Genomic DNA, 23135 nt, shown 5'->3' with positions numbered 1-23135 from the left:
CAGAGGCACACTATTATTTATAAATTATCTAACCAATCATAAACTACAGCATTCGAATAAGAAACGTTGCCTACCTGACAATGACTTCCAGCGCCCTCAAAATCACTAAATTCATAGTGTTCAGAATTGGTTATTTTGCAAAACTGTTCAAATTGTTTTCCAGGCTCTCCTCCTTCACCACTGCCTAATAATGCAAGACAAGGAATTTTAATATGATTTAATGAGTCACCTACAGTAAATGCTCTTAAATAATTGAATGTTGCCTTAAAAGTAGGTTGTCCAAATCTTCTGATTAAATGTTCTGTTTGGGCTTTGAGTTGGGCAGACATCACTTCATTGGGTATAGAGGGTAAGTCATCGATACTAAAATCTTCTGAATCAGGCATTTCACAAGGGTCCATTTTTACAAAGGAACACATATAAGCATGTAAATCCAGAATAGGGGAGTTGGCAATTAAAACCTTAATTCTTGGTTCATGACTTGCGGCACGAGTTGCGAAATAGCCGCCAAAACTAATGCCCATCAATGTCAATTTGGCCATGTTGATTTCTTGCCTGAACTCAAAATAATTAATGATTCTCTTGACCACTTGCTCAAAATCAGGCTCAAAATAAGTGTCCGGATATTTTCGAAAGACATCCATTTGGCCAGGGCCAGCGAAATGAATCACATTGTAGCCACGTTCTACCGCAGCCAAGCCACGCATGAGGAATTCTTCTTCTAGTGTCCCATCAAAGCCGCTGACTATCATGACGGTATCTCGTTTTTCTCCATCATTGGCAGGGGAGATAAAATAGCAGGGGAGATTAATGTTTTTATAAGGAATGGAATGATTTTCAAAATGGATATCCATGCTTGAGATGGCTGTGCAAAAGCAATCTGCTGAATTCAATCCCAATTTTCTGTGATGCTCTGTAGAAGGAGGGGAGTAATATTCAGCGGCACGAAAAGAATTGGAGGCTTTGAATAATTGTTCTCGACCGCTTATGATGTGGTTTTTTACCATGCGCTCCAAACCGTCTTTTTTTTGCCATTCGGCTAACCGTTCAAACTGCCTGACCCATTCTTCAGGGTCTTCATTTTTCATGGCGTTTGCAATATTTAAGCATTCGCCGACTGATGCAGCACTATAGCTGCTGGAGCCCAGTTGCCGGATTAATTGAAAATCCATTTCTGAATCAGTAAAACCCTTAACCCGAATATCGCCACGACTGATATCACTCATTTTACTTCTCCGTTATTTCCGTTTTTACAGAGTGTTATGAGCTTAATAGTAACGGTACATGCCAAGAACATCAATCTTAAATAAAAAATCCTTAAATCATGATAATGCATAAAATATGGTATAAATTTTACAAACCAAAAGATGTTAACATCGCACTATGAATTGATATGCTTTTTTAAATACGCAAAGAGTACAAATCAGAATCGACACAGTCTGATATTATCAGGCTAGAGGCCCGCTGCTGAAATGTTTTGCTTTTGATCTTTTTCAACTTGTTTTTTTGAATCCATACATTCAGTGAGCTTTTCCATCGCATGCTCTCTTTTTTCCGGATTTGGCAATTTATTATGAAGTTGTTTTAAAAGATGAAACTTTGATTTATCCACTTTAGTTTGGCTTAAGTCCATTTCACTAAAGGCAATCAGAGTCAGATTGAATTCCGTAATCAGCGAGTCAGGGACTGGTAAACAGAAATCAGAGGCCAAAATGGTGTTAATTTCTTCAGCAAACGATGTTAATTGACGGTAACATTTTTGTTCTTGTGAGTAGTAGGAAGCATGTTCATACTCTGATTTTGTAGTCTTGATAAGCTTTTCAATGACTCTATCAAATTGGTTTTTTAATATTTCCAGTTGGGATTCTGAATAATGGCTTTCAGGAGCTAAGGATTGCAGGTTATTCATCACCCTAAGCCAATATGATAAGCGAACGTAGTTGAAGGCCGCATCATTGTAATGAATTTTTTCCAATAATGATTTGAATACATCCAAATTTTCATCATCAAAAACAATCCCGGCACTCTTAAATGTATCAAGCATGGAATTAATCTCGGAATAGAATGGCTTGTTGTAATCATTCAACCAGCTATAAATATAAGGTTTCGCTTCATCTCCTACCAACTTGGCAATGGCGCAATAATGATTCCACTCATGGGGTTTCCTCTCATGGAGGGTCTCATTCGCTTTGTTTAATACAGGCCTAAAGTAATGTTTTAATTTGACATCTGGAATGCCTGCATCTTGGAGTGTCTTAAGTAGCATGTAGCTGTCGTATAAATTCAGCCTTTCATTTGTGTAGGTGTCTATCAGTTTAGAAACTATTTCCAATAAGATTGATTCAATGTTATCCCTTAGGTGATTGTCCTTATCTATTAAAGTCATTATATTGTTTAGGTTAATCATCTGATGTAAGCCTGATTGCAATTCATAGTTTCTCCCTGTGATGAAAGCACTTTGATCATTAATAACTTGTATTGCCAATTCATTCACTTTGTTGCGCAAGAATTGTATTTCTCCCTCTAAACCTAATTGCTGACATAGAATAAAGGCTTGTAAAAATTGATTTTTACACAAGAAATTCCTTTCCTTAGTGCTGCAATGTTGAATATCAAGCGTCGTTGTTTTTTCTCTTAATGAGGTTGAGGCAATATCTGATAATTTGTAAGAAATGACTCCATCTGGGGAGTATATAAAGCGTAATAGATCATCCTTTATTTTATCAGAGCACAAATCTCTCAAACGAGGGCTATATTCTAGTGCTAAAAATGCTTCTTTTGAAAATGGAGATAATTGATTGTCTTGAAGTCTTTTGAAAACAGCCTCTTCATATTCTGCTATTATTTTTTCTTTAGCTTTGGCAATGGCATCAGTAATTTTCTCCCTTAATTCAACATTGTAGCTTAAATCAGCTGGTTGATTCACTTTTGCCAATATATTTCCTTTTGTTTTGTACATGCTTAAAACTTTTATGTCTTCAATACTCATGTTATAAAGAAGTTCATCGTAAAAATCATAGCTATTATCTCTACCCATATGGGACAGCGCATTTCTCATGAAATCAGAACACATCTCCACCCACATATTAACAATATTCTCATCTGTTAATTTTTCTGTATCACAAGGCGTTAACTTATTCCTTAAGCCGGAATATTCGTAAATTGGTAAAAATTGGTTAGGGCCAAAGCGTTCGAGGAATAGTGTTTCACCCCTCTCTTGTCCATAGCGTTCATAATAAGCTTTACGAGTTTCTTCATATTGTCTTGCATACTGCTTCTGTAAATAAATGGCTTGCAAGAGAGGGGACAGGGGATGGGCTGGATTGAAATCATTATAGGCAATTTCATTTCCTATGGTTGGGTCATTAGTAAAGAAAATGGCATCGTATTTGTTAATGTCATATAAAAGTTCAACGTAATTTGAGCCAAGTTGCGTTTTCTTGCCAAATAAGCCCAATTTCATTTTATGATGAAGATCATCAAGTTCCCTTTCCAGAATTTCACGAGACTCTTTGTATTCTTTTTCTTGTAAATGGGCCAGATGGTTTTTTTGACCTCGGCCGCTATCAAAATCCTCAGCTGAAATTCTCTTAATTTGGCCTATATCCGGATTGAAGATCAACATGCCTGCAGCTGGATAGACTCCACTTCCATAACCGAGTATGGAGGTTGAGCGCAGCGGGTTTTTGTATTTGAGATTGGGTGCTTCTTTTCTGCTTTTGATGTTAATATTGTCAGATCGCATGGATTTTCGCATTTCTCTTTCGGCCAATGTTTCATCTGTTAGAGTCGGTTTATTGGGCCTAAGTGTAGGCATGGCACTTGGTGTAGTAATACCACGAGCCAGAATTCTCCCCTCTCTCAATGCCGCAGCCAGATTTTCTCCAGCCATTCCTGCTGTTTCATCGAAAGGAGTAAGATTAACCAAGGTCATAGCCTGCAATTCTTCTACAGATAACAGTTTGCCATACAATGTGCTGAGTATAGGATAAGCTTCTGACTGCATATCCCTGATTATGCGGGCATGAGCTTCCTCATTTTCATAACCTGTTTTGATTTCTTCTTTTTTAGTAATGTAGGAATCACCCTGGCTATAGATAAGGCCTCTGGCTTCTACGACAAGTTCGGCCATCTCCTCTAAAGCAAGATTGTTTTTGCTGGCTATCTCCTTATAAAAATCAAGATAGGTGGCATCGTATTGATTTCTTGCCCTGATGATATCAAGACAATCGCAATCATGAATTATTTTTTGATAGATATTTTTTGCAGGAAAATGTCCTTCTTCATACTTAGCAAACTGCCAGAATAATTGACCATATTCGTCCTCAATGAGCTGAAAATAGCCATTCTCGGGACTCGGATCTTTGTTCGCAGTTGCCTCAGCTACAAATCTTGCTGTTTCTGCATCAATATGTAAAACGCGTGTCAGATAATAGTATAAAAAGATAGCACTTTCATGATCCCATAAATCTTCATCATCTCCTTCTCGGGCCGAATCATGGAATAACAAAGCGATTTGGATGAGTTTGATGTCTGTTGCTGTTAAATTTTGGGCTTCCTCGTTACCATGTCTCCTGTATAAATTGGCAAATACAGGTGCATAGTTTGCAGCTCGGGTAACATGTTGTATGCCGTGATGAAATCTTGCTATAGTCGACTCTTGGTGTGAGTCAGGATAGGAATGACGATAAATATTGTCATAAGCCCACTTCACATGATCGCCCAGATCATTTTCAAGATTTAAATCATTGTTTTCTAAAGAGTCAAAAATTGTATGTGGTATTCCTTTTGAATCGAGTAGTTGATGAATATAGGGAGGTTCCCACGTTTGTTCATCTTCGTAAGGCTCCTCATTTCCAGTAAGAATTTCTAAAGGTGATGGTTCTACAAGAGTGCTCTCTCTCATTGAGAAATCAATTGAACCCTCATCAAACATGACGTAATTAAATAATCCACGAGTTTTACCATTCTTGGATAATTCGTTAAATCGCTCTCCTAATATCCCTAAAATATCCAGGCGAGTTGTTGATGTCTCTCCTTCTTGTTGGTAATCCGGACTCTCTTTTAAAGCATTTAATTTTTCGATAACAGTTTCTATTACTTGTAAATTTTTTTGCGTCACTTTGGGTTGAAAAAAAGGGTGTTTAGCATTACGCAATCCAAAGCCTAAATACTTGGCAAGCTTGTTATCCTGTCCCCAGCTTTCCCTGCTCTGTTTTAAACTATTCAAAGTCAGAATCAAGGAATCTATTGTATTATTTCCCTCATATTTGTGGCGCTCATAAAGCTCAATATACTCGTTCATTTTATCATACCAAAAAGATACTATAGAATAAAATTGTAGCAATTTTATTAATTATTAGCCAAAAAATGACTATAAACTAATTTAAAAGCTATTTAAGGAGTTTTCCTGCTAACTAAAGTCGACTACAATTAAATTTGCCCGATTGAGTTGAGAGAACATCTTGGTTAATATGTCATTTAGTTATTTTTAATATATGCCTGAGATACTCTATAACCATGTATACTATAATTGTTTGCTTGTTTATCGCTATATTGCTACCTTATCTGGCAAAAGTTCCTGTAGCTTATGCCATGCATAAGGCGGGTGGCTATGATAATCGTTATCCCAGAGAGCAGCAAGCTCGCTTGCAAGGATTTGGCGCAAGAGCTCTGGCAGCCCATCAAAATGCTTTTGAATCTTTACTGATATTTGCAACAGCTTCTTTAACTGCTTTGGCAACTAATTCCGTGTCTTTACCGACACAATATCTAGCTATTGCCTATATTATTTCTCGTTTTTTTTACCATTTATTCTACTTGCTGAACTGGTCTTCCCTACGCTCTACTGTATGGTTTATTGGTGTAATATGCTGTCTCTCTATTTTATGGCTTAGTATTCCTTAAGTTTGGTAAGGCACATGTTTGTTCAAAATATTCATTAAGTGATGATTTAATATGTAAAAATTCATCAATTTATCATCTAATTGCTTGCAACCTCTTACTCTTTACCTTCGGCTTTGTTATCTTAAAGAAGAAGTTCCAGATTTTTTACAAGGATGTGAATATGTCTGACTTACAACAATTGCCCAAGACTATCTTGAGATTTTCCTGGCATTTTATTAAAAAAAGTCCCTGGCTTTATGCTTTGTTTTTCATAGCACCAGTGGTGATGGTGCTTGAAACGAATGTGATTCCTTACGCTTTAAAAATGATTATTGATGGGATAACAAACCATAAAGGGGGAAAAGAAAGCATATTTCAAGACATCGCACCGGCTTTGTATTTGGGTGGAGTTGCCTGGTTTGGCGTCATTCTGGTGTTGCGTTTACATAATTGGTGGCAAGCCTACCTCGTTCCTCAATTTCAAGCCAATATCCGTATGACCCTTTTCGGTTATTTAATCCAGCATTCCCATCATTTTTTTTCTAATCAATTAGCGGGAAACTTGGCTAATAAGATAAGTGATATACCTAGATCACTGGAAGCCATCCGTAAAATTGTATCGTGTAATGTAAACACTACTTTTGCGGCAATTGTAGTTTCAATCATTTTAATGTTAACCATTAATCCCTGGTTTGCATTCATTTTGCTAAGCTGGATCATAATCCAATTATTTATCAGTTTTTATTCAGCCAAAGAGATCAATAAGCTGGCGAGGGTGAATGCGGAAGATAAAAGCATTTTAAAAGGGAAGATTGTTGATTCTTTGAATAATATTAATACCGTAAAATTATTTGTCCAAAATGAGTATGAAAAAAAATACGTTTGGAAAACACAAAATAAAGAGGTTCAAAGTAATAAGCAATTGGTTCTTTTCATCAATTTTTTTCGTCTTTTAGTCGATGTTCCTGTCAGTATCATGTTAATCGCCATGATTTATTCAGTCATCAACTTCTGGCAGAGGAATTTAATCAGCACTGGTGACGTGGTTTTTATATTTGCGACTTCATTTGCCATTATGAATCAAATGTGGAGTCTCAGTAATTCGCTTTGTGATTTGTTTGTCGAAATAGGGATAGTAAAGCAGGCACTTGCCATATTATCCCAACCTATAGAAGTTCAGGATATAGCCAATGCAAAAGAGTTGAAAGTCACGCACGGTGAAATCAGGTTTGAAAATGTGACATTTCGTCATAGAGATGGTCAGGAATTATTTACCAATAAATCGTTGGTCATCCCGGCTAAACAGAAAGTTGGTCTTGTAGGCTATTCCGGGGGCGGTAAAACAACATTCATTAATTTAATTCTCCGTTATTTTGATGTAGATAGTGGAAGGATATTGATTGATAATCAAGACATTAGCGAGATCACGCAATATTCTTTAAGAAAATCAATCAGTATGATTCCTCAGGATACCAATTTATTCCATCGCACTTTATTAGAAAATATTCAATATGGTAAAGAGGATGCAGGCAAGGATGAAGTAGTCACAGCAGCTTCTTTAGCAAATTGCATGGATTTTATTCAGAATTTGCCTCAGGGTTTTAATACTATAGTAGGGGAGAGAGGGACCAAGCTATCAGGCGGTCAAAGGCAAAGAATCGCTATAGCAAGAGCGTTTTTGCATCATACTCCCATATTGATTTTAGATGAAGCCACTTCACAACTGGATTCCTTGACTGAAGAATGCATTCAAGAATCCTTGCAGCCGTTATGTGAGGGAAAAACAACCATAGTTGTGGCGCATCGTCTTTCAACCCTTCTTAATATGGATAGAATCCTGGTTTTTGACAAAGGAACAATAGTAGAAGACGGCACACATCAAGAGTTGATAGAAAACAATGGATTATACAAATCCATGTGGGATGCGCAAACCTCAGGCTTCTTGCCTGTGGAACAAGAAGACGAGGCTGAGTTATCTAAAGAATTTGATCGACCTTATTTGGCACAAGTGTAATTTAACTAAAAGCAGCGATTTTCGTTCAAGATGAACCAAATACGGCCGATCCAGGTAGGGACTGATCTCTTAACTGGAATTCCATGGCAACGCGACATACAATCAACTGAATGTCGACATTCATTTCTGAACTCGGTTTATCAAAATAATCATTAAAATAAAATACACTGGCTCTGCCTTTTAGGTCATTGCTCATGTGCCAGAGCCTGTTGCTTTTGGCGATCCCGTTATAAAACGGCGATTACGGGCAAATTTCGGGAAAAAAGGCCCAATTTTAACAATAAAGTCATAAGCCATAAGAAGAGCGCCCAAGGCAAATACGACATCTCCCGGAAAACGAAGCCATTGCCATAATAATGTGGTGTTATAGAACTCAAGACTTCTGGCATAGGATAGTCCATGTTCGTATACTGCCATTAACTGGGACCAGCCAATCGGGAAAAAATTCAAGACAATCCATAAAAAGAGCCCCGCGTTATATAGCCAGAAGGCACAAACACCCAAGCGGTCACTCCATGTCTTGTTTTCACCGGCAGCATATCTTAGGCAAAAATAGATTAACCCGAGAGCAAGAAGCCCAAATGCGCCAAATAAGGCAGTATGGGCATGATTTAAAGTCAAGAATGTTCCATGTTCATAATAATTAATCAGTGGCGCATTAAGTGTACCTCCTCCGAATACACCGGCACCAACAAAATTCCAGAATGCAGCTCCCAATATGTAAAGATAAGCGAGATTGTAGGTAAACGCTCTCTGCTTTTTAATCAGTTGTCGATGCTGAATCGCATCAATAATAAGAAGAACCAGTGGCAAGACTTCGATAAAGGAAAACATAGATCCTAGCGGAATCCAAATTTCGGGAGTCCCAGTCCAGTACCAATGATGACCAGTGCCAATTACTCCACCCAGGAAAATTAAAATGGATTCAAAATATACTGTTCTCTCTGCTGCTTTTCTGGAAACCAAACCAGTTCCCATGAGCAAGTAAGCTGTAGCGCAGGCAGCAAAAAACTCAAAGGATTGTTCAACCCATAGATGAACAACCCACCAACGCCAGAAATCCGTTATGGTGAACGATTTTTCAATACCTGTTAAGGGGATCATCCCAAAGCAATATAAAACAGCAACATTGATAGTGCTGGCCCAAAATAGGTTTTCAAGCTTGATTCGACCAGTCCAGAACTCAATGGTGGCTTTTTTTAATCCTTTCCATGTAGGCCACATACCACGGAAAACAATAAAGCTCCAAAGAAACAACCCAATGCAAAACCCGATTTGCCATAGTCTTCCTAATTGTATGTAAGACAAGCCTTGATTACCTAGCCAAAACCAGGCTTTATCAATATAACCCATAATCCCCAGGTAATTGCCAAGGATGGCACCACCCACTACAAGCAAAGTGACATAAAACAGGAAGTCAACTAAAAATCCTTGTCCTTTGGCTTCCTTACCACTAATGATGGGTGCCATAAATATGCCTGCACTTATCCATGAAAGCCCGATCCAGATAATGGGAGTTTGGATATGGACGTCTCGAAGGAAATTAAAAGGCAGCCACGTATTGACATTAATACCATAGAAACTTTCACGTTCAGCATAATAATGGGCCATGATGGCTCCTACCGCGATTTGCAGCAAAAGAAACAAAGCGGCTACAAGGAAATATTGACCTACTTTACGCTGGCTTTGAGTTAGGGGTTTGAAACCTGAAAAAATAGGTTCCATGGGGCCATGATCAACATCACTTAAATAACGATGATAAATGTAGAGAACCGCACCAAATCCCATAAACACAAAGCAAAATGAAATCCAGGTCCAATAAAATGTTCCTGATGAAGGGGTATTGCCAACGCTTGGCTCGTATGGCCAATTATTAGTGTAAGATATGTTTTGATTTGGGCGGCGAGCTATCGTTGTTAAAGAGGAATAAATAAGAAAGTTTGCAGTTTTAAGCGCAGTATCAGGATTTAAACTATAAGCTTGGGTATAACCCGCTATAAAATTATGATTCAGTAACGATCGGCTGATTTCAGCCTGCAATTGTCGTATTGAGGTGGTGAGTGCTGGTGTCAGAATGCTTGTTTTTGTATTAAGATCAAGGTGTTGCAGTGAATTCTGCATTTCTTTATTAATAACGTATTGTTCACTCTCTGTTAATTCGGAATAGGCTTTATTAAAACGAATTTTTGCCAGTTCTTCCTGGATCAATTCTCCTAAACGCACTAGATATTTTGCTGTATAGTCTTCGCCAAAATAGGAGCCCATACCATATAAGCTGCCATAGTCCATTAAGTCAGCACGTTGAAAACCTGCTTTTCCTTCCACAATGTCCTGTGATGTCATTACAGTTTCGCCTGTGGAGGCTACAAAACGGTCTGGTAAAGGAGGTACTAGTTGATAGGTTTTAACAGTTCCCCAGATGAGGATTAGAAAACAAAGAATGGCGGTAACTAGTAAAACCCATTTTAAAACATTGGTTACCGGATCAAATGGCTGATTTATTTGAGCAGGTGTTTCATTTGCAATATTATGCATCAGGCTATCCTTAGCGGGATGTTTCAACTCAGGCATTGATTATAAAGAGGATCTTTACAAGAAACAATTCATATTACCTGCGAGACTGATTCTGAGAAAACTATACCTCTACCATATACTAAGGGTTAATCATCATCGAACAATGCCCGCTTCTCAGAAAGAAGATGCGGTTCTTTTATAAGGAAAAGTAGTGCATAAGGCATAATTGATGACATAAAACAAAACACTGAAACCGAGTGACAATAACAAAGTGTTTTTTAATAGCAATAGTATTAAAAGCACCAATGTTGCGCGTAATATTTCTAAATAAAAAATACTGGTATTGCCATCTGCAACTCGGCCAAGAGTATAAAGTGTCAGTAAAATTAATGCTCCAATCAGCCAGGATGTGACAATAGCAGGATCAAAAACAAGAGATAGATAAGTGTATAAGAAAACTGCAAATGCAGTATTGGTTAGCATATAAACTGCGGGTGACTGCGCATTTTTTTTAACTGTTATTTTTTTTGAAACAGGGTAGCATTCTTGTTGCAAGCGATGAATGATCCATTCTGGAGGCATAAAGAACGCACGTAATAGATCCCACTTGCTTTTTAGCCCTTTACCGTAATGCAGAATATCTTTGACCACTTTGACATTGGCATAAAAAGGATTCCATGAATCCAGGGGTTCGGTGACTCCATAATCAGCCGGCTCCTCTTCAGGTTCAAAAGTGCCAAACAGTTTATCCCAAATAATCAGGCTTCCCGCATAATTTTTATCTATGTATTGAGGGTTTTTGCCATGATGAACTCTGTGATGAGAGGGGGCATTAAATATTTTTTCAAACCAACCCATTTTCCGGATGGATTCAGTATGAATCCAGAATTGATAGATGGTATTGATAGAAGCGACAATGACGAACATCCAGGTTGGAAAACCAATCAGGGCCAAGGGCAAATAAAACACCCAGGAAGTTAATGTTTGGAAATAACCCTGTCTTAAAGCAACAGATAAGTTAAAGTGCTCACTTTGGTGATGAACTGAGTGACCTATCCAGAAGAAACTGTTTCTATGGCTTGCTCTGTGGTACCAGTAATAGAAAAAATCAACTCCGATCCATAAAAGCAACCAGGAAAAAATCGATTGAGGATTAACGTTAAAAATAGCGTAATGCTCATATAAATAATAGTAGCCATAAATAATCAGACCCTTGATGGGGAGTGCGCCAATTTCTTCAAGAATGCCGCTGCTGAAATTATTGACCGAATCATTTAGTTGATAGACGCCGGATTTTTTATAATAGGCTACCCAAGTTTCAATTCCTATGAAGATCAGGAAAAGAGGTGAGGCAAAAACCATTAAATTTATATCCATAAATATCCTTTGAACAGTGATAGACGTTTCGCAATGGGTATTTTCTATTTTGCAGACGTTGTGGCCTATGCCTTATTTTCTAATACTTTTGTTTTGCTTGTAAATAATGATATTGTTATCAGCCTAGTTAGAAATCATTCTAAAGGATATTTGATGCATCAGGAACATCCAGGTCCAACCGATACCCCTAAAATAGATCCTTGGTTAGTTTTTGTCATATTAATGTTGATGGCTTTGATGCAAACTACAACCGATCAATATATTCCTTCTCTTCCGGCGATTACCACAGCATTGAACAGCACAGAAGCGTCGATTCAGTTAACCATTTCTATATTTATGTTGGGTTTAAGCATATCTCATATCTTTTATGGCCCCTTATCAGACAAAATAGGGCGCAAACCTCCATTAATGTTCGGTGTTGGACTAAGTATATTGGGTAGTTTATTTTGTTTTTTTGCGCCCAGCGTCAGTGTGTTAATTTTGGGTCGATTTCTGCAGGGATTTGGAATTGGGTGTTGCAATTCAGTGGGGCGATCTTTGGTCAGAGATTTGTTCACCGATCGATTGCTGGCTAAAATTGGTTCTTATGTCGGTGTTGTCAGTATTTTTATTATGGCAGCCTCACCTACTTTAGGTGGATTTATTCAAGAGAGGGCTGGGTGGAAAGCCAATTTTTTGTTCTTATTTGTTTTTGGAATCCTTGTTTGGCTTTTGGCATTTAGTATTCTTCCTGAAACGAATAAACACTTAAATCCTGAAGCTACAAAAATCAAAGTGATGGCGAAGAATTATTTCGCTTTATTATGTAGCAAGGTCTTTTTGGGATATACACTGTGTGCTTGCTTCGCTTTTGCTGGAATGGTTTCTTATCTTACGATTGCGCCATTTTTATTTCAAAATACCTTGGGATTGAGTCCTTTGGAATTTGGGCGTTTAACCTTTTTTATTGCGGGTGCCATCTGTTTTAGCGGGATTGTCAACAGTCAGCTGGTCATGCGTAAAGGAATATCCTTTATGGTTTGTACCGGTGTTTTTTTTATGATTGCCGGTGGTTTAAGCCTGTTACTTATTACGATGCTGGGTTGGTCGCAAATCTATTTTATTATGATTCCAATTACATTATTCAGTGCTGGTGCCGGATTTACATTTATTAATGCTTTTGCCGGGGCTTTTCATCCTTTTCCGCAAATGGCTGGAACAGTTGGAGCTTTATATGCCAGCATGCAGGATTTAAGTGCAGCACTGGCCAGCGGGTTTATTGCAGGAATTAAAGGGTATGGTCAATATTCTTTAGCTATGATATTACTGATTTTAGGTTTAAGTTCTTTAGTCGCATGGTATTATCTTGGATTGCAAGATGACGCTATTTCAAATTAAGGGGTATTAATGAAAATTACCGATGAAGAGTTGAAAAAAATTATTAGTAAATTATCCGGCTCCAAAGCCGATGATATTCATGATGATACAGCACTAATAGAGGATTTACATTTGGATTCTTTAAAAATAGTTGAGCTTTTGGCTATCCTCAGTGAAGAATATCAATTAGAGGTCAGTGAAGAAGACGCGATGAATTTTCATACTTATAAAGATTTGTATGATTTTACGCAAGCCTGATTGTTATCGTTTATTCCATTTTTTGTAGTGAGCTTGGGCATTTTGCTCCATGGCCGCCAATCTAAAATTGCTTATTCTTATAGATTAATTATCCGTTTGGGTTGAGGAGGCGTTTACGCTGTCTCGAAGCCTTTACCCAAAAAACCAACAAGGCTTCGAGACAGCGCTCAAGCGCTTCCTCAGCCTGAACGGATAGTAGCTCTATAAGAGTAAATAGTTTTAGCTTGACAGCTATGGGTAAAATGCCTCAACAAACAACGAAGCCAAATCAGACAACTTCCAATAAAGAACAGGCTGCAATTCCTCCTCCACCTGCTGCCACCAAAAGTACCTTTTCTCCGGATTGTATTTTGCCATCCGATCTCAGTCGATCCAAAGCGATGCCTACACTGGAGCCTGAGGTATTTCCTGTTTCCTCAACAGTTTTTATCGTTTTTTCTTCAGGAAAACCTAATTGTTTTGCTACCGACAAAACCAGATTTTTATTTCCCTGATGAGGGACAAGCCATTGGATATCAGAGATTGTCAGATTTAATTCTTTTAAAAAATCCTTGGCGCTGTCTGCCATACCATGTACCGCTTTTACAAATAAAGCGGTACTTTCCTTTATGGTAATGTAAAATTGCTCATGATCATTGCAAACCGCGGCGGGCAAACGGGAACCTCCTGCCGGGGTTGAGACGGCATCGTATACTTCACCGTCGGCAAACAACGCAGACGCTATAAAGCGAAAATCAGCTTCTTCTTTATCTTGAGAAACACAACATGCTGCTGCTCCATCACCGAATAAAACACTGGTTGCAAAATTGTTTTTATTTAAGAATTTGGAGCGAATTTCGCTGGCTATGAGCAATACCGAACCACCATTGGTCTGTGCTAAAGCAGCACTGGTATGCAAACCGACAACAAATCCGGCACAGGCAGCCCCTATATCAAAAGCCCCGGCGTTTTGCAGACCAAGTCTGTATTGTACGAGAGGGCTGCTTGGCGGGGAGGGATAATCCCCGGAGATAGTGGCCAGGATCACTTGAATCACTTTTTGTTTTTCCTTGGGTTTTTCTATAAACAATCGTTCAGCTGCCTGTACAGCCAGATCGCTACAAGCTTGATCCTCATTCACCCAATGCCGGTTTTTAATTCCAGTCGAAAACCCAATCACGGCTGGATTTTGGGTACTGTTCATCCAATTGAGAACATCTTGGTTGCTCATGACTCTCTCGGGAAGCGCAACAAAAGGGCCTTTTATATAGATGGGTTTTTCACAACGGAAAAAATTCATGACAACAATCCTTCTGAACGCATTAAAGGCAGACCACCACTGACTGTTACAACTGATCCCGTCATAAACGAGGTTTTTGACAAAAGTGGATCAATGGCTTCCGCGACTTGAGTTGGTTCACCCATAGTGCCCTGTGGAATAATTTGTATTACTTTTTCCTGATAGGCTGGATTTTTCCAAAATTGCTCTGTTCTGGAGGTTTTAATTAAGCCTACGCGTACTATATTAGACAAGATATTGTTAGCACTATAATCAACAGCCAAATTTAAGAATAATCCTTCCAGAGCAGCCTTTGCCGCACAATAAACGGGGTATCGACTGGTGCCAGCTGTCGCTGAAAGACTTGAAATGAGGACTAGTCGCCCGAATTTATTTTTTAGTAAGGCAGGTAATAAACGATGAATAAGCCAAATGTTGCCATTGAGATTGTTATCCAGGTAAGCACGCACCGCGTGATAGGGTAATGCGTGTAGTTTACGCAGCTGGGTGACCCGAGTAAACGCATTTAATATGATCCCATCGAGTGGTTCTTTTAAAATCAATTCCAAATCGTTTTCACAAGCTTGAGGGTCTGAAAAGTTATAAATGAAACCCGTTACTTCAATGTTTTGTTGGCGGTATATTGCAAGAGTTTTATTAAGACTGGTGTCATTAGAACAGGTAATGATGATTTTATCGCCTGATTCACTGCGTCGTTTTGCTATGGCTTGGGCAATATCAGAGGAGCCGCCAGTAATCAGGATATTCATTTTGCCCCCAACTCAATGAGATATTGTTCAATAGTATTGATCGATTCGTAACGCTCTTTTTCCAGTGGAATGACAGGGATTTTAATTTCAAATTCCCGTTCCAACTCAATGATTAACAAGGCCAGCATTAAACTATCCAAACCACCTTGCTCAAGTTTCGCCTGTTTGTTTTCAGGAAGACTGGTAAGCCCAATTCGTTCCAGTACTTGTTCTATTCGATTACTCAGCATTATTTTTTTCCTTCTTATCAAGGTCGTCAATATCCAAAACCAGTGCGTTCCTGTCCAGTTTCCCATGTTGATTTCTGGGCAGGGATGGCATGAGATGCACTTGAATGGGCAATTTCCTGGGTAGCAAATGTGTTTGTATTTTTTCTATTAAATATTGCTCAGAAATCGGAGAGGGCAGCGATTTTTTTTCGATACAGATAATTAATCGTGTTCCATATATCTTATCTTCCCGCGGGATAACAATGGCCTCTTTTATCACATCAATTTGGCAAATTTTTTGCTCGATTTCAGAGAGGTTAACTTTTTCTCCCCCAATATTAACAAGGCTGTCTCGTCGGCCTTTAATTGCTACTAAGCCATTGGGTAATATTTCTGCAATATCTCCTGTAGATAACCAACCATTTTGTATTTTAGTGCTGTCTTTTTCACCAAGATAACCCAGCATCATCTGAGTGCCGTTAATTAATAATTCATGTTCAGCAGACAGTTTGACCTTCCAATCGCCAACAGGGTAGCCCGCATAATTTTCTGTAAATAAAGGATCATCACTGGAATAAGTCAGTACTCTCGGAGATGCTTCGGTTAATCCGTAATTGTTATAAATGATAGCGTTAGGAAATATTTGTTTCAAATCCGCCCTGAGAGCCGTGGATAAAGGAGCACCAGCAGAAACAATCGCGTTAATTTTGGCTGCGCTGTCAGGGTATCGTTTTGCTATGGCATTAATTGCTACCCAGTGAGAGGGTACGCCACTCCACATTTGAGGGATAGTACCTTGTTCCATTAGCATTTTAATGTCAGTAAAATGAGTGATTAGTCGGGTGCTCAGGCCAAACATTAAACCAGGTAACAATTGACCCAGAAGGCCAAAGGAATAGGATAAAGGTAAAAACAACAATTGATCTTGAACTTTTTTAAATTCCAGCGCTTTAATAACAGCATGGCAGTTGGCTTTGATATTGATGCTTGATAGTTGAACTGCTTTAGCTTTTCCTGTACTTCCTGAGGTGAAGAGAATAAGTGCCATCTGAGGATGAGTCTGGATCGTTTTATTTTCATATGTTTCCAGTAATTCCCCTTTTTCATTTATCATTATGGCATTACCCAAAAGAGACAGTCGTATTTGTTTTTCTTCCTCTGAAATGGAATTGGGGAAAAGGGCGATGGGTCGATTTGTTTCCAAACAGGCTAATAGTTGAATAATAAATTCAATCCCGGGTGTTGCATGAAGGATAATGACGGTTTTTGGAAGTTTCAGGATTTGCTTTGAACAGTCTAAAACTTCATGAGTTAATTCATCAAAGGTTATTGCTCGATTATCCTGAGTAATTGCTACTTTATTCGGAACATCTGGCGCCAAAAAATGCATGATTTTATTCCTCAATTTTATTGAGTTGCCAGGTAGCAACTATTGGCAGAGTTTTATCCAAAAGATGTTTTCGACAAAAATTCCTGCGAATTTTTCCACTGGTAGTATGTGGCATTGCCTTGAGTGGAATCAGGACTATAGTGTGCACTTCCAATTGGTGGTTTTCGTAAACCAGTTCAAAAATCTCATTGAATAAATTGTCTTGGGCCGCGTCATCCATGAAGCGATTTTTTACTTCACACATCACAGTCAGTTTGTATTCATGTTCCTCCTGAATCACAAAAGCAGCACATTTCCCCAATACGTGATGGAGATGAGAATGCATCAGACTGTACTCTATGTCCTGGGGATAATGATTTTTACCATAAATAATAATTAAATCCTTAATCCGCCCAGTAACGTATAACTCATTGTCATGGAGAAAGCCCAAGTCCCCAGTTCTTAAATAGATTGGGCTATTCTCATTTTCTTTAATTTTCCCTTGGAATGCATGCTTTGTTTCTTCGGGTTGGTTCCAATAGCCATGGGCGACACTGTTGCTTTGTACCCAAATTTCACCAACCTGGTCAAAATCACATGGGGTCAAGGTGTCAGGATCTATAATTTTAACTGTTTGAATAGGATTACCACTGCTGACTAATTTGTAACTGCCCGGACTGTTATCGTCTGCAAAATGCACGCGATGATCCTGAAATTGCTCTTTGGCCAAAGTTAGCGTTTTGTATGGATTTCCTGGTGTTCCTCCGGTCACTAACAAAGTGGCCTCGGCCAGGCCATAGCATGGATAGAAGGCCTCTTTACGAAATCCAAACTCTTTAAATGCCTGATAAAAATGCTCCATGGTTTCTGCTCTCACTGGCTCAGCGCCGTTGAACGCGGTTATCCATGAACTTAAATCCAGCCCTTCTTTTTTTTCTTCCCGGATTCGTTTGACACAATAATCGTAAGCGAAATTGGGGCTGCCACTTATAGTTGCTTTGTATTTGGTAATATTCTTTAACCAGGAAAACGGGTTTTGTAAAAATGAAAAGGGAGACATCATGATTGCCTGAATTCCACCATAGATGGGTGTCAGAATGCAGCCAATCAAACCCATATCATGATGGGGGGGCAGCCAGCTGAAAATAATGGTTTCATCATTCATATGAAAAGAAGTAAAAATTTTACCCAGATTATCCAGCAAATTATGGTGGCTTACCATCACTCCCTTAGGATGCATAGTTGAGCCTGAAGTGTATTGTAGAAACGCAATGTCATTGCTCTTAATAGAAGTTGGTTGCCAACTACTGCTTTTGTTTAACTCAATGCTCTCAAGCGCAATAGCAGGAATTTTCAGGAATCTGGGATTTGTTTTTAATTCGTCTGCAGTGAATTTTTTGATATGATCCGCAATCATCAGTACTATTACCGGTTTTGAGTTGGCAACAATGCGTTGTGCTTTATCCAATAATTTTTCTTGAGCGGGTGGGTAAATTGGTACAGCAATACAGCCCGCGTAAAGACAGCCTAAAAAGGCCTGGATAAGGGGCAATCCAGGTGCAAACAATAACAAGACCCTATCACCAGGTTGTGCTCCTTCTTCTTGTAAAGTTGCGGCAATGGCTTTGGCGTGTTGATCCAGTTGCTCATAAGTCATTATCTCTTCTAACTCTTTGTTCAGAAAAGTACAGCTTTTCTTGCTAGGGCTATGTAAAGCTCTTAACCTTACAACGTCAACCAGAGACTGGCACTGCAAATATTCTTTTTTCACTATAAAATACCTTAATTGCTAAATGAGGTTTTTTGATAGTTTAGCACTTGCCCCGCATAGGACAGGCCACCACCTACACTCATCAGGAGAATTTTTCCTGATCTGTCAAACAATTTTTCCTCCACTGCCTTTGCTAATGTATAGAGAATAGATGCGCCACCTATATTGCCTATAGTATCGGCATCCCAAATTATTATTTTATTGTTTAAATGATTTTCATGAAGCACTTGGTCTATTAATTTTCGATTGACCTGATGTGGAATTATCCATGTGATCTCATTTTTTTCCTTTTCTGTTGCCAATAAGTTATCAAGCATTTGCATGTATCTGGAATAGGCTAATTCTTTCATTAAGGTTTCATCACCCACAAGATGATAACCGACTGAATCAATTTGCTCATGAGTTGGCGGAAATACCCCTTGAGTCGTAAATGCGTCGACGTATTGACCATCAGTAGAAAAAAAACTCTTTTCAATGGTAAAAGACCCCTCATTACTTTTTTCCAAAAGTAATGAGGCTGCTCCATCAGCCAAACCTATCCAGGTTTTTTCGTTTTCAGGGTCAATCACTTTGGAAAGCGTTTCAGAGCAACAAACCAAAATTTTTTGATAACCTAAAGCCATCAATGCATAGGCAAAATGCAAAGTTGATAAAGAGGTGGAGCAACCTGTTTTTAAATCGTAAGCAGGCGCATTTAATCCCAGATTTCCAAGCACGGCAGCCGCTTGGGAGCCTGTAAAGCGTTTATTGGTTGTGGAACCCAAGAGAAATGCTTCAATCTCTTCTGGCCTATAGTGCTCAATAAGCTTTTTTACTGCTTGAATGGCTAATGATTCAGAAGACAGTTCTCTTGAGTTATCAAGTGATTCCCATGGTTTGTGGCACCAGTATCGTGTATGAAAACCGAATTCTTCGCCTATTTTTTCTGCGAATTTTTCGAGAAAGCCTTGAGCTTTATCCGCAGTTCTTGGAAAATTCTTTAAAATTTCCAGGTTTGTGATAGGGCCTGATTCAGGTAAAACTCTTGATGCCCCAGTAATTTCAAATTGTATACCAGGTTGTAAAATATTCATAAAGCGTCCTTATCTTGTCTGGAGCATGTAAAGAGATGGTCATTGAAATTACACTCTTTCTATTCTACCAGATCAAGAATTTTTATCTTTTTCGTATAAAGAGCTCTAAACTTATACAATTAAGAGTAGCCTATTTTGGTAATTAAGTATTGACCAATTGCTCTAGAATTTGCGCCCTGATGCAAAAATTTAAAATATCAGATTGGAACCTCGCCTATAACATCGTTATATACCCATGATCTTTGAAAATGCTAGCATTGTTTAAAAAATGGGATCATGCAGGAGGGACATGAAAAGATTATATAGACCTCTTTACAAACCTCAATTTTTGCAATCGTAGTTAAAAAATACCAGCGATCAAATTATTACGGGATTTGTTTTCTTAGTTTGGTCTGTCTGAAAGTACTATCAACACAAAAAGTAAGTTCATAAGCGCTCTGTTTAAAATCAGGCAGTTGAAGCCCAAGTGGACATTACCCAGTAGAATAAAGGATAACTCTTTTGTCTGGATGACTGGTGTTAATGGATACATCGTTGATGCGAGATAGGTTCCTTATGAAATACCGGATCATGCTTATTGCCAGCGCATCATTGCTTATATTCCTGCTGATAAAACGTACTCTTAAAATTTAAATAAACTCTTGGAATTATAGCTTTTACAAAAAGCTCCATATCACTAGACTTATTTTCTTTAGCCGAAAATGTTTATGTTTTTACTGATTCATGATACAAAGTGAGCTCATAGTTAGCTGTAAGAATTAAAAGGATTTATTCGTGAAATTTTATCAATATGCGCTAGTTTCATCTGCATTTTTAAGTTTAGCATACAATGCTACGGCAGGGACTTTAGGCATAGCACCATCCATGGCTTTTTATGTTAATGCTGGTTTAGGAGCCGTTTTTTCCAATACTACTACTAGTCATATTTCAAATTCCAACTCGGTGTTGTATGGGCCAACTGCAATAGGCACCAGTTTATTTACTCTGCCTGATATCAATTGGCAAAATAAGTTTAAAAATGGTTATGGAATTAATCTGGCAGTCGGGAAATATTTTAGTCCCAATTGGCATGGAGACTTAGAATTTTTGTATCAAAACATACAAAGAGATACTTATGGTACTTATAGTTGGCTTGAACAAAACAGTACAACTGGAGCAATCTACGCCCAGCAGGCTAATAACCCCATTAGTAAGATAACAACAAGAGCTAACATTTATTCTTTTATGACTAATGCAAGCTATGATTTAATTAATGTGGGAAAACTACAACCCTTTTTAGGTGCTGGTTTAGGACTGGCCTGGTTAAGATCAAGTAGTACGCAAACCAATAATTCCATTAATATTAATGATCCCAATACCCCTCTAGTTGAAACAGCGCCGGCTATGCAAAATAGTCCATCTCTATATGGAACAGCCTTTGCTTGGCAGTTTAAAGCAGGTATTAATTACGCGGTGAGCGAGAAAGCAACAACAATTTTGCAGTACCGTTTATTTAAAACCACAGATTTTCAAGCAAGTCAGAGCACTATTATCACCAATCCAGGTATGACTGGGCAAACACAATTTTATGCAGGGCAGCATGACATCAAGGGATTGTTAACCCATGCGGTTGAGTTAAACCTTCGCTTTGATGTTTAAATTAAAGGCAACGGATGTGTTTCAAAAATAAAGATGGGTTAGTTAAACACTCGCGAATTTTCTATAATTTAAACTTGATAGGATAGCCTGGTAGGCTTTTTTAAATTTTTTGCGTCAGAGCGCAAGTTCCACAACGCTAGGCTTTATTATGACTATTGAACTAATTTCCAAATTAGATAGTCTGAGGTTCAAGATTTGAATATTGTAAGAGGAAAGAGACATGTCTTCCCAACATACCGATAAGACGTTAATTAAATGGATAGATAATTTAATTGATGAACAAAGCTTTTTACCAATAGGTTCTGAATATATTCCGGATAATAAAACTCATTCCCTTCCTGGCGCTGAGGTGATTACCGGATTAGCTAAGGTGCATCAAAGGCCAATAGCAATTTATGCCCATGATTCTTCAGTCAACAGGGGTTATGTTACCCGACAAGGTGCTAGAAAAATTATTCATTTAATGGATAAAGCGGAAAAATTACGCATTCCCATCGTTGCCTTTTTAGCGTCTCCTGGAGTTTCTCTCGAAGAAAATTTATTAAGTGGTGACGAATACACGCAAATTATTGCTCGAAATATTAGACTGTCAGGAATTATTCCACAATTTGCGGTGATACTTGCACCCACTCTTGGAGCGCCGGCGTATTCCGCTGTGTTAATGGATTTATTATTTTTTAACAAGCATAGAAGCTATCTTATGGTGACTAGTCCTACGGTAGTACAACAGGCTATTGGTGAAAAAGTGACTATGAGCGAACTGGGGAGCGCAACACTGCATGCAACGACAACGGGTATTGCTGATTTCGTGGATGATAGTGTAACCGCACAAATAAACCATGTGAAAACGATGCTTGGTTTTTTTCCTCTACATACCAATGAACGTCCGCCTGTACATCCTATCATGGAGCCTAATCATTCCATTCCTGATATTCCTGCAAATCCCAGAATACCATTTAATATGCTCAATTTAATTCAGGCTGTCGTGGATAATTCAAACGTTATCCAGTATAAAAGGACTTATGGACAGGCAATGATTTGTGCTTTTGTACACCTGCACGGTTTTGCAGTAGGGGTTGTCGCTAATCAAAGCATTCGTTACAGTGGAGCTATCGATTCCGATGCGGCTCAAAAAGCAGCCAAATTTATAAGAATATGTGATGCTTATTCTATACCGATTTTGACTTTCATCGATGTTCCAGGTTTTATGCCTGGTAAAAGAGAAGAGCAAAAAGGGTTATTGCAACATGGCGCAAGATTTTGTGTGGCGATGCAAACCAGAGTGCCAAGGCTAAGTGTCATCGTGCGTAAATGTTATGGAGCGGCTGCTTTTCTCATGATGCAAACCAAATCACAGAATGGAGATTTGGTTTTGGCTCTGGAAACAGCAAATCTGGGCGTTATGGGTAAGGAAACGACCAGCAAGGTGCAAGCTATGGATGGTCAACCAGCACAGGAATCATCACAGCCCCAATTGACAGAAAAATCTCAAATTGACGACTCTCTCATGGAGGCTTATTCTTTGGGCTTGATTGATGAAATTATCCAACCAGCGCAAATTCGCAGTCGCCTTGCGTCTCATTTGGAGTTTTTATATAGAAGAATGGAAATCATGCCTTTGGCAAAGCACTCTATTGTATAA

General features: G+C 38.6%; 17 protein-coding genes. 6 read left to right on the top strand and 11 right to left on the bottom strand.

The window, feature by feature from the left end:
- Positions 1-17: 17 nt before the first annotated feature.
- Positions 18-1226, bottom strand: a complete 1209-nt coding sequence (locus OQJ02_RS11175; protein WP_265719112.1) for an alpha/beta hydrolase family protein — start codon at positions 1224-1226, stop codon at positions 18-20.
- Between the two features lie 227 nt (positions 1227-1453).
- Positions 1454-5305 carry a lpg2239 family Dot/Icm T4SS effector gene (locus tag OQJ02_RS11170; protein ID WP_265719111.1) on the bottom strand — a complete coding sequence of 1284 codons (3852 nt, stop codon included), beginning with the start codon at positions 5303-5305 and terminating at the stop codon, positions 1454-1456.
- A gap of 215 nt (positions 5306-5520) precedes the next feature.
- Between OQJ02_RS11170 and OQJ02_RS11165 the strand changes: the two genes are divergently transcribed.
- Positions 5521-5907: an MAPEG family protein gene (locus tag OQJ02_RS11165; protein WP_265719110.1), complete on the top strand. Its 387-nt coding sequence runs from the start codon at positions 5521-5523 to the stop codon at positions 5905-5907.
- A gap of 160 nt (positions 5908-6067) precedes the next feature.
- Positions 6068-7900 (top strand): ABC transporter ATP-binding protein, encoded by a 1833-nt coding sequence (locus tag OQJ02_RS11160; RefSeq protein ID WP_265719109.1) that lies wholly within the window; start codon positions 6068-6070, stop codon positions 7898-7900.
- Between the two features lie 25 nt (positions 7901-7925).
- On the opposite strand, the gene OQJ02_RS11155 is transcribed toward OQJ02_RS11160, so the two are convergent.
- The 3 genes from OQJ02_RS11155 to OQJ02_RS11145 all read right to left on the bottom strand — a co-directional run bounded on the left by OQJ02_RS11155 (position 7926) and on the right by OQJ02_RS11145 (position 11791).
- Positions 7926-8096, bottom strand: coding sequence for a hypothetical protein (locus tag OQJ02_RS11155; RefSeq protein ID WP_265719108.1), 171 nt, complete (start codon positions 8094-8096; stop codon positions 7926-7928).
- Positions 8093-10435, bottom strand: coding sequence for a nitric-oxide reductase large subunit (locus OQJ02_RS11150; protein WP_265719107.1), 2343 nt, complete (start codon positions 10433-10435; stop codon positions 8093-8095). Before OQJ02_RS11150 ends, OQJ02_RS11155 begins: the two co-directional genes overlap by 4 nt.
- A 153-nt stretch (positions 10436-10588) precedes the next feature.
- A complete protein-coding gene (locus OQJ02_RS11145) occupies positions 10589-11791 on the bottom strand; it encodes a sterol desaturase family protein (protein WP_265719106.1) in 1203 nt (400 codons plus the stop codon).
- A 153-nt stretch (positions 11792-11944) separates the two neighbouring features.
- Between OQJ02_RS11145 and OQJ02_RS11140 the strand changes: the two genes are divergently transcribed.
- Both OQJ02_RS11140 and OQJ02_RS11135 read left to right on the top strand, forming a co-directional pair.
- Positions 11945-13168: a multidrug effflux MFS transporter gene (locus OQJ02_RS11140; RefSeq protein ID WP_265719105.1), complete on the top strand. Its 1224-nt coding sequence runs from the start codon at positions 11945-11947 to the stop codon at positions 13166-13168.
- Between the two features lie 9 nt (positions 13169-13177).
- Positions 13178-13405: an acyl carrier protein gene (locus tag OQJ02_RS11135; protein WP_027227276.1), complete on the top strand. Its 228-nt coding sequence runs from the start codon at positions 13178-13180 to the stop codon at positions 13403-13405.
- A gap of 268 nt (positions 13406-13673) precedes the next feature.
- Here OQJ02_RS11135 and OQJ02_RS11130 read toward each other — a convergent pair whose 3' ends face one another.
- From OQJ02_RS11130 to OQJ02_RS11105, 6 genes are read right to left on the bottom strand one after another with little or no spacing between them, the layout of a single operon-like run.
- The gene (locus OQJ02_RS11130; RefSeq protein WP_265719104.1) at positions 13674-14684 is read right to left on the bottom strand and encodes a 3-oxoacyl-ACP synthase III family protein; all 1011 of its coding nucleotides are present in this window, start codon (positions 14682-14684) and stop codon (positions 13674-13676) included.
- Entirely contained in the window at positions 14681-15433 is a 753-nt protein-coding gene (locus OQJ02_RS11125) for an SDR family NAD(P)-dependent oxidoreductase (protein WP_265719103.1), read from the bottom strand. The genes OQJ02_RS11130 and OQJ02_RS11125 overlap by 4 nt, the downstream gene beginning before the upstream one ends.
- Entirely contained in the window at positions 15430-15663 is a 234-nt protein-coding gene (locus OQJ02_RS11120; RefSeq protein ID WP_027222332.1) for an acyl carrier protein, read from the bottom strand. The genes OQJ02_RS11125 and OQJ02_RS11120 overlap by 4 nt, the downstream gene beginning before the upstream one ends.
- Positions 15653-17032, bottom strand: coding sequence for a class I adenylate-forming enzyme family protein (locus OQJ02_RS11115; RefSeq protein WP_265719102.1), 1380 nt, complete (start codon positions 17030-17032; stop codon positions 15653-15655). The genes OQJ02_RS11120 and OQJ02_RS11115 overlap by 11 nt, the downstream gene beginning before the upstream one ends.
- Before the next feature lie 4 nt (positions 17033-17036).
- Positions 17037-18782 (bottom strand): fatty acyl-AMP ligase, encoded by a 1746-nt coding sequence (locus tag OQJ02_RS11110; RefSeq protein ID WP_265719101.1) that lies wholly within the window; start codon positions 18780-18782, stop codon positions 17037-17039.
- 11 nt (positions 18783-18793) lie between these two features.
- Positions 18794-19855: a 3-oxoacyl-ACP synthase III family protein gene (locus OQJ02_RS11105; RefSeq protein ID WP_265719100.1), complete on the bottom strand. Its 1062-nt coding sequence runs from the start codon at positions 19853-19855 to the stop codon at positions 18794-18796.
- Positions 19856-20629: 774 nt separating this feature from the next.
- On the opposite strand from OQJ02_RS11105, the gene OQJ02_RS11100 reads away from it, so the two are divergent.
- Together OQJ02_RS11100 and OQJ02_RS11095 are read left to right on the top strand one after the other, a co-directional pair.
- Entirely contained in the window at positions 20630-21493 is an 864-nt protein-coding gene (locus OQJ02_RS11100) for an outer membrane protein (protein ID WP_265719099.1), read from the top strand.
- Positions 21494-21713: 220 nt separating this feature from the next.
- Positions 21714-23135 (top strand): acyl-CoA carboxylase subunit beta, encoded by a 1422-nt coding sequence (locus OQJ02_RS11095; protein ID WP_265719098.1) that lies wholly within the window; start codon positions 21714-21716, stop codon positions 23133-23135.

The sequence above is a fragment of the Legionella sp. PATHC032 genome (genome assembly GCF_026191185.1).
Taxonomy (GTDB): Bacteria; Pseudomonadota; Gammaproteobacteria; order Legionellales; family Legionellaceae; genus Legionella.
Note: the sequence above shows the minus strand (reverse complement) of the source record. Positions and strands in the feature narration are given on the sequence as shown.

Excerpts from the sequence above, each read along its gene's own strand:
- OQJ02_RS11165 (WP_265719110.1), top strand. The coding sequence starts at position 5,521 with ATGTATACTATAATTGTTTGCTTGTTTATCGCTATATTGCTACCTTAT.
- OQJ02_RS11130 (WP_265719104.1), bottom strand. The coding sequence starts at position 14,684 with ATGAATTTTTTCCGTTGTGAAAAACCCATCTATATAAAAGGCCCTTTT.
- OQJ02_RS11170 (WP_265719111.1), bottom strand. The coding sequence starts at position 5,305 with ATGAACGAGTATATTGAGCTTTATGAGCGCCACAAATATGAGGGAAAT.
- OQJ02_RS11150 (WP_265719107.1), bottom strand. The coding sequence starts at position 10,435 with ATGCATAATATTGCAAATGAAACACCTGCTCAAATAAATCAGCCATTT.
- OQJ02_RS11145 (WP_265719106.1), bottom strand. The coding sequence starts at position 11,791 with ATGGATATAAATTTAATGGTTTTTGCCTCACCTCTTTTCCTGATCTTC.
- OQJ02_RS11125 (WP_265719103.1), bottom strand. The coding sequence starts at position 15,433 with ATGAATATCCTGATTACTGGCGGCTCCTCTGATATTGCCCAAGCCATA.
- OQJ02_RS11115 (WP_265719102.1), bottom strand. The coding sequence starts at position 17,032 with ATGCATTTTTTGGCGCCAGATGTTCCGAATAAAGTAGCAATTACTCAG.
- OQJ02_RS11105 (WP_265719100.1), bottom strand. The coding sequence starts at position 19,855 with ATGAATATTTTACAACCTGGTATACAATTTGAAATTACTGGGGCATCA.
- OQJ02_RS11155 (WP_265719108.1), bottom strand. The coding sequence starts at position 8,096 with ATGAGCAATGACCTAAAAGGCAGAGCCAGTGTATTTTATTTTAATGAT.
- OQJ02_RS11160 (WP_265719109.1), top strand. The coding sequence starts at position 6,068 with ATGTCTGACTTACAACAATTGCCCAAGACTATCTTGAGATTTTCCTGG.
- OQJ02_RS11095 (WP_265719098.1), top strand. The coding sequence starts at position 21,714 with ATGTCTTCCCAACATACCGATAAGACGTTAATTAAATGGATAGATAAT.
- OQJ02_RS11120 (WP_027222332.1), bottom strand. The coding sequence starts at position 15,663 with ATGCTGAGTAATCGAATAGAACAAGTACTGGAACGAATTGGGCTTACC.
- OQJ02_RS11175 (WP_265719112.1), bottom strand. The coding sequence starts at position 1,226 with ATGAGTGATATCAGTCGTGGCGATATTCGGGTTAAGGGTTTTACTGAT.
- OQJ02_RS11140 (WP_265719105.1), top strand. The coding sequence starts at position 11,945 with ATGCATCAGGAACATCCAGGTCCAACCGATACCCCTAAAATAGATCCT.
- OQJ02_RS11135 (WP_027227276.1), top strand. The coding sequence starts at position 13,178 with ATGAAAATTACCGATGAAGAGTTGAAAAAAATTATTAGTAAATTATCC.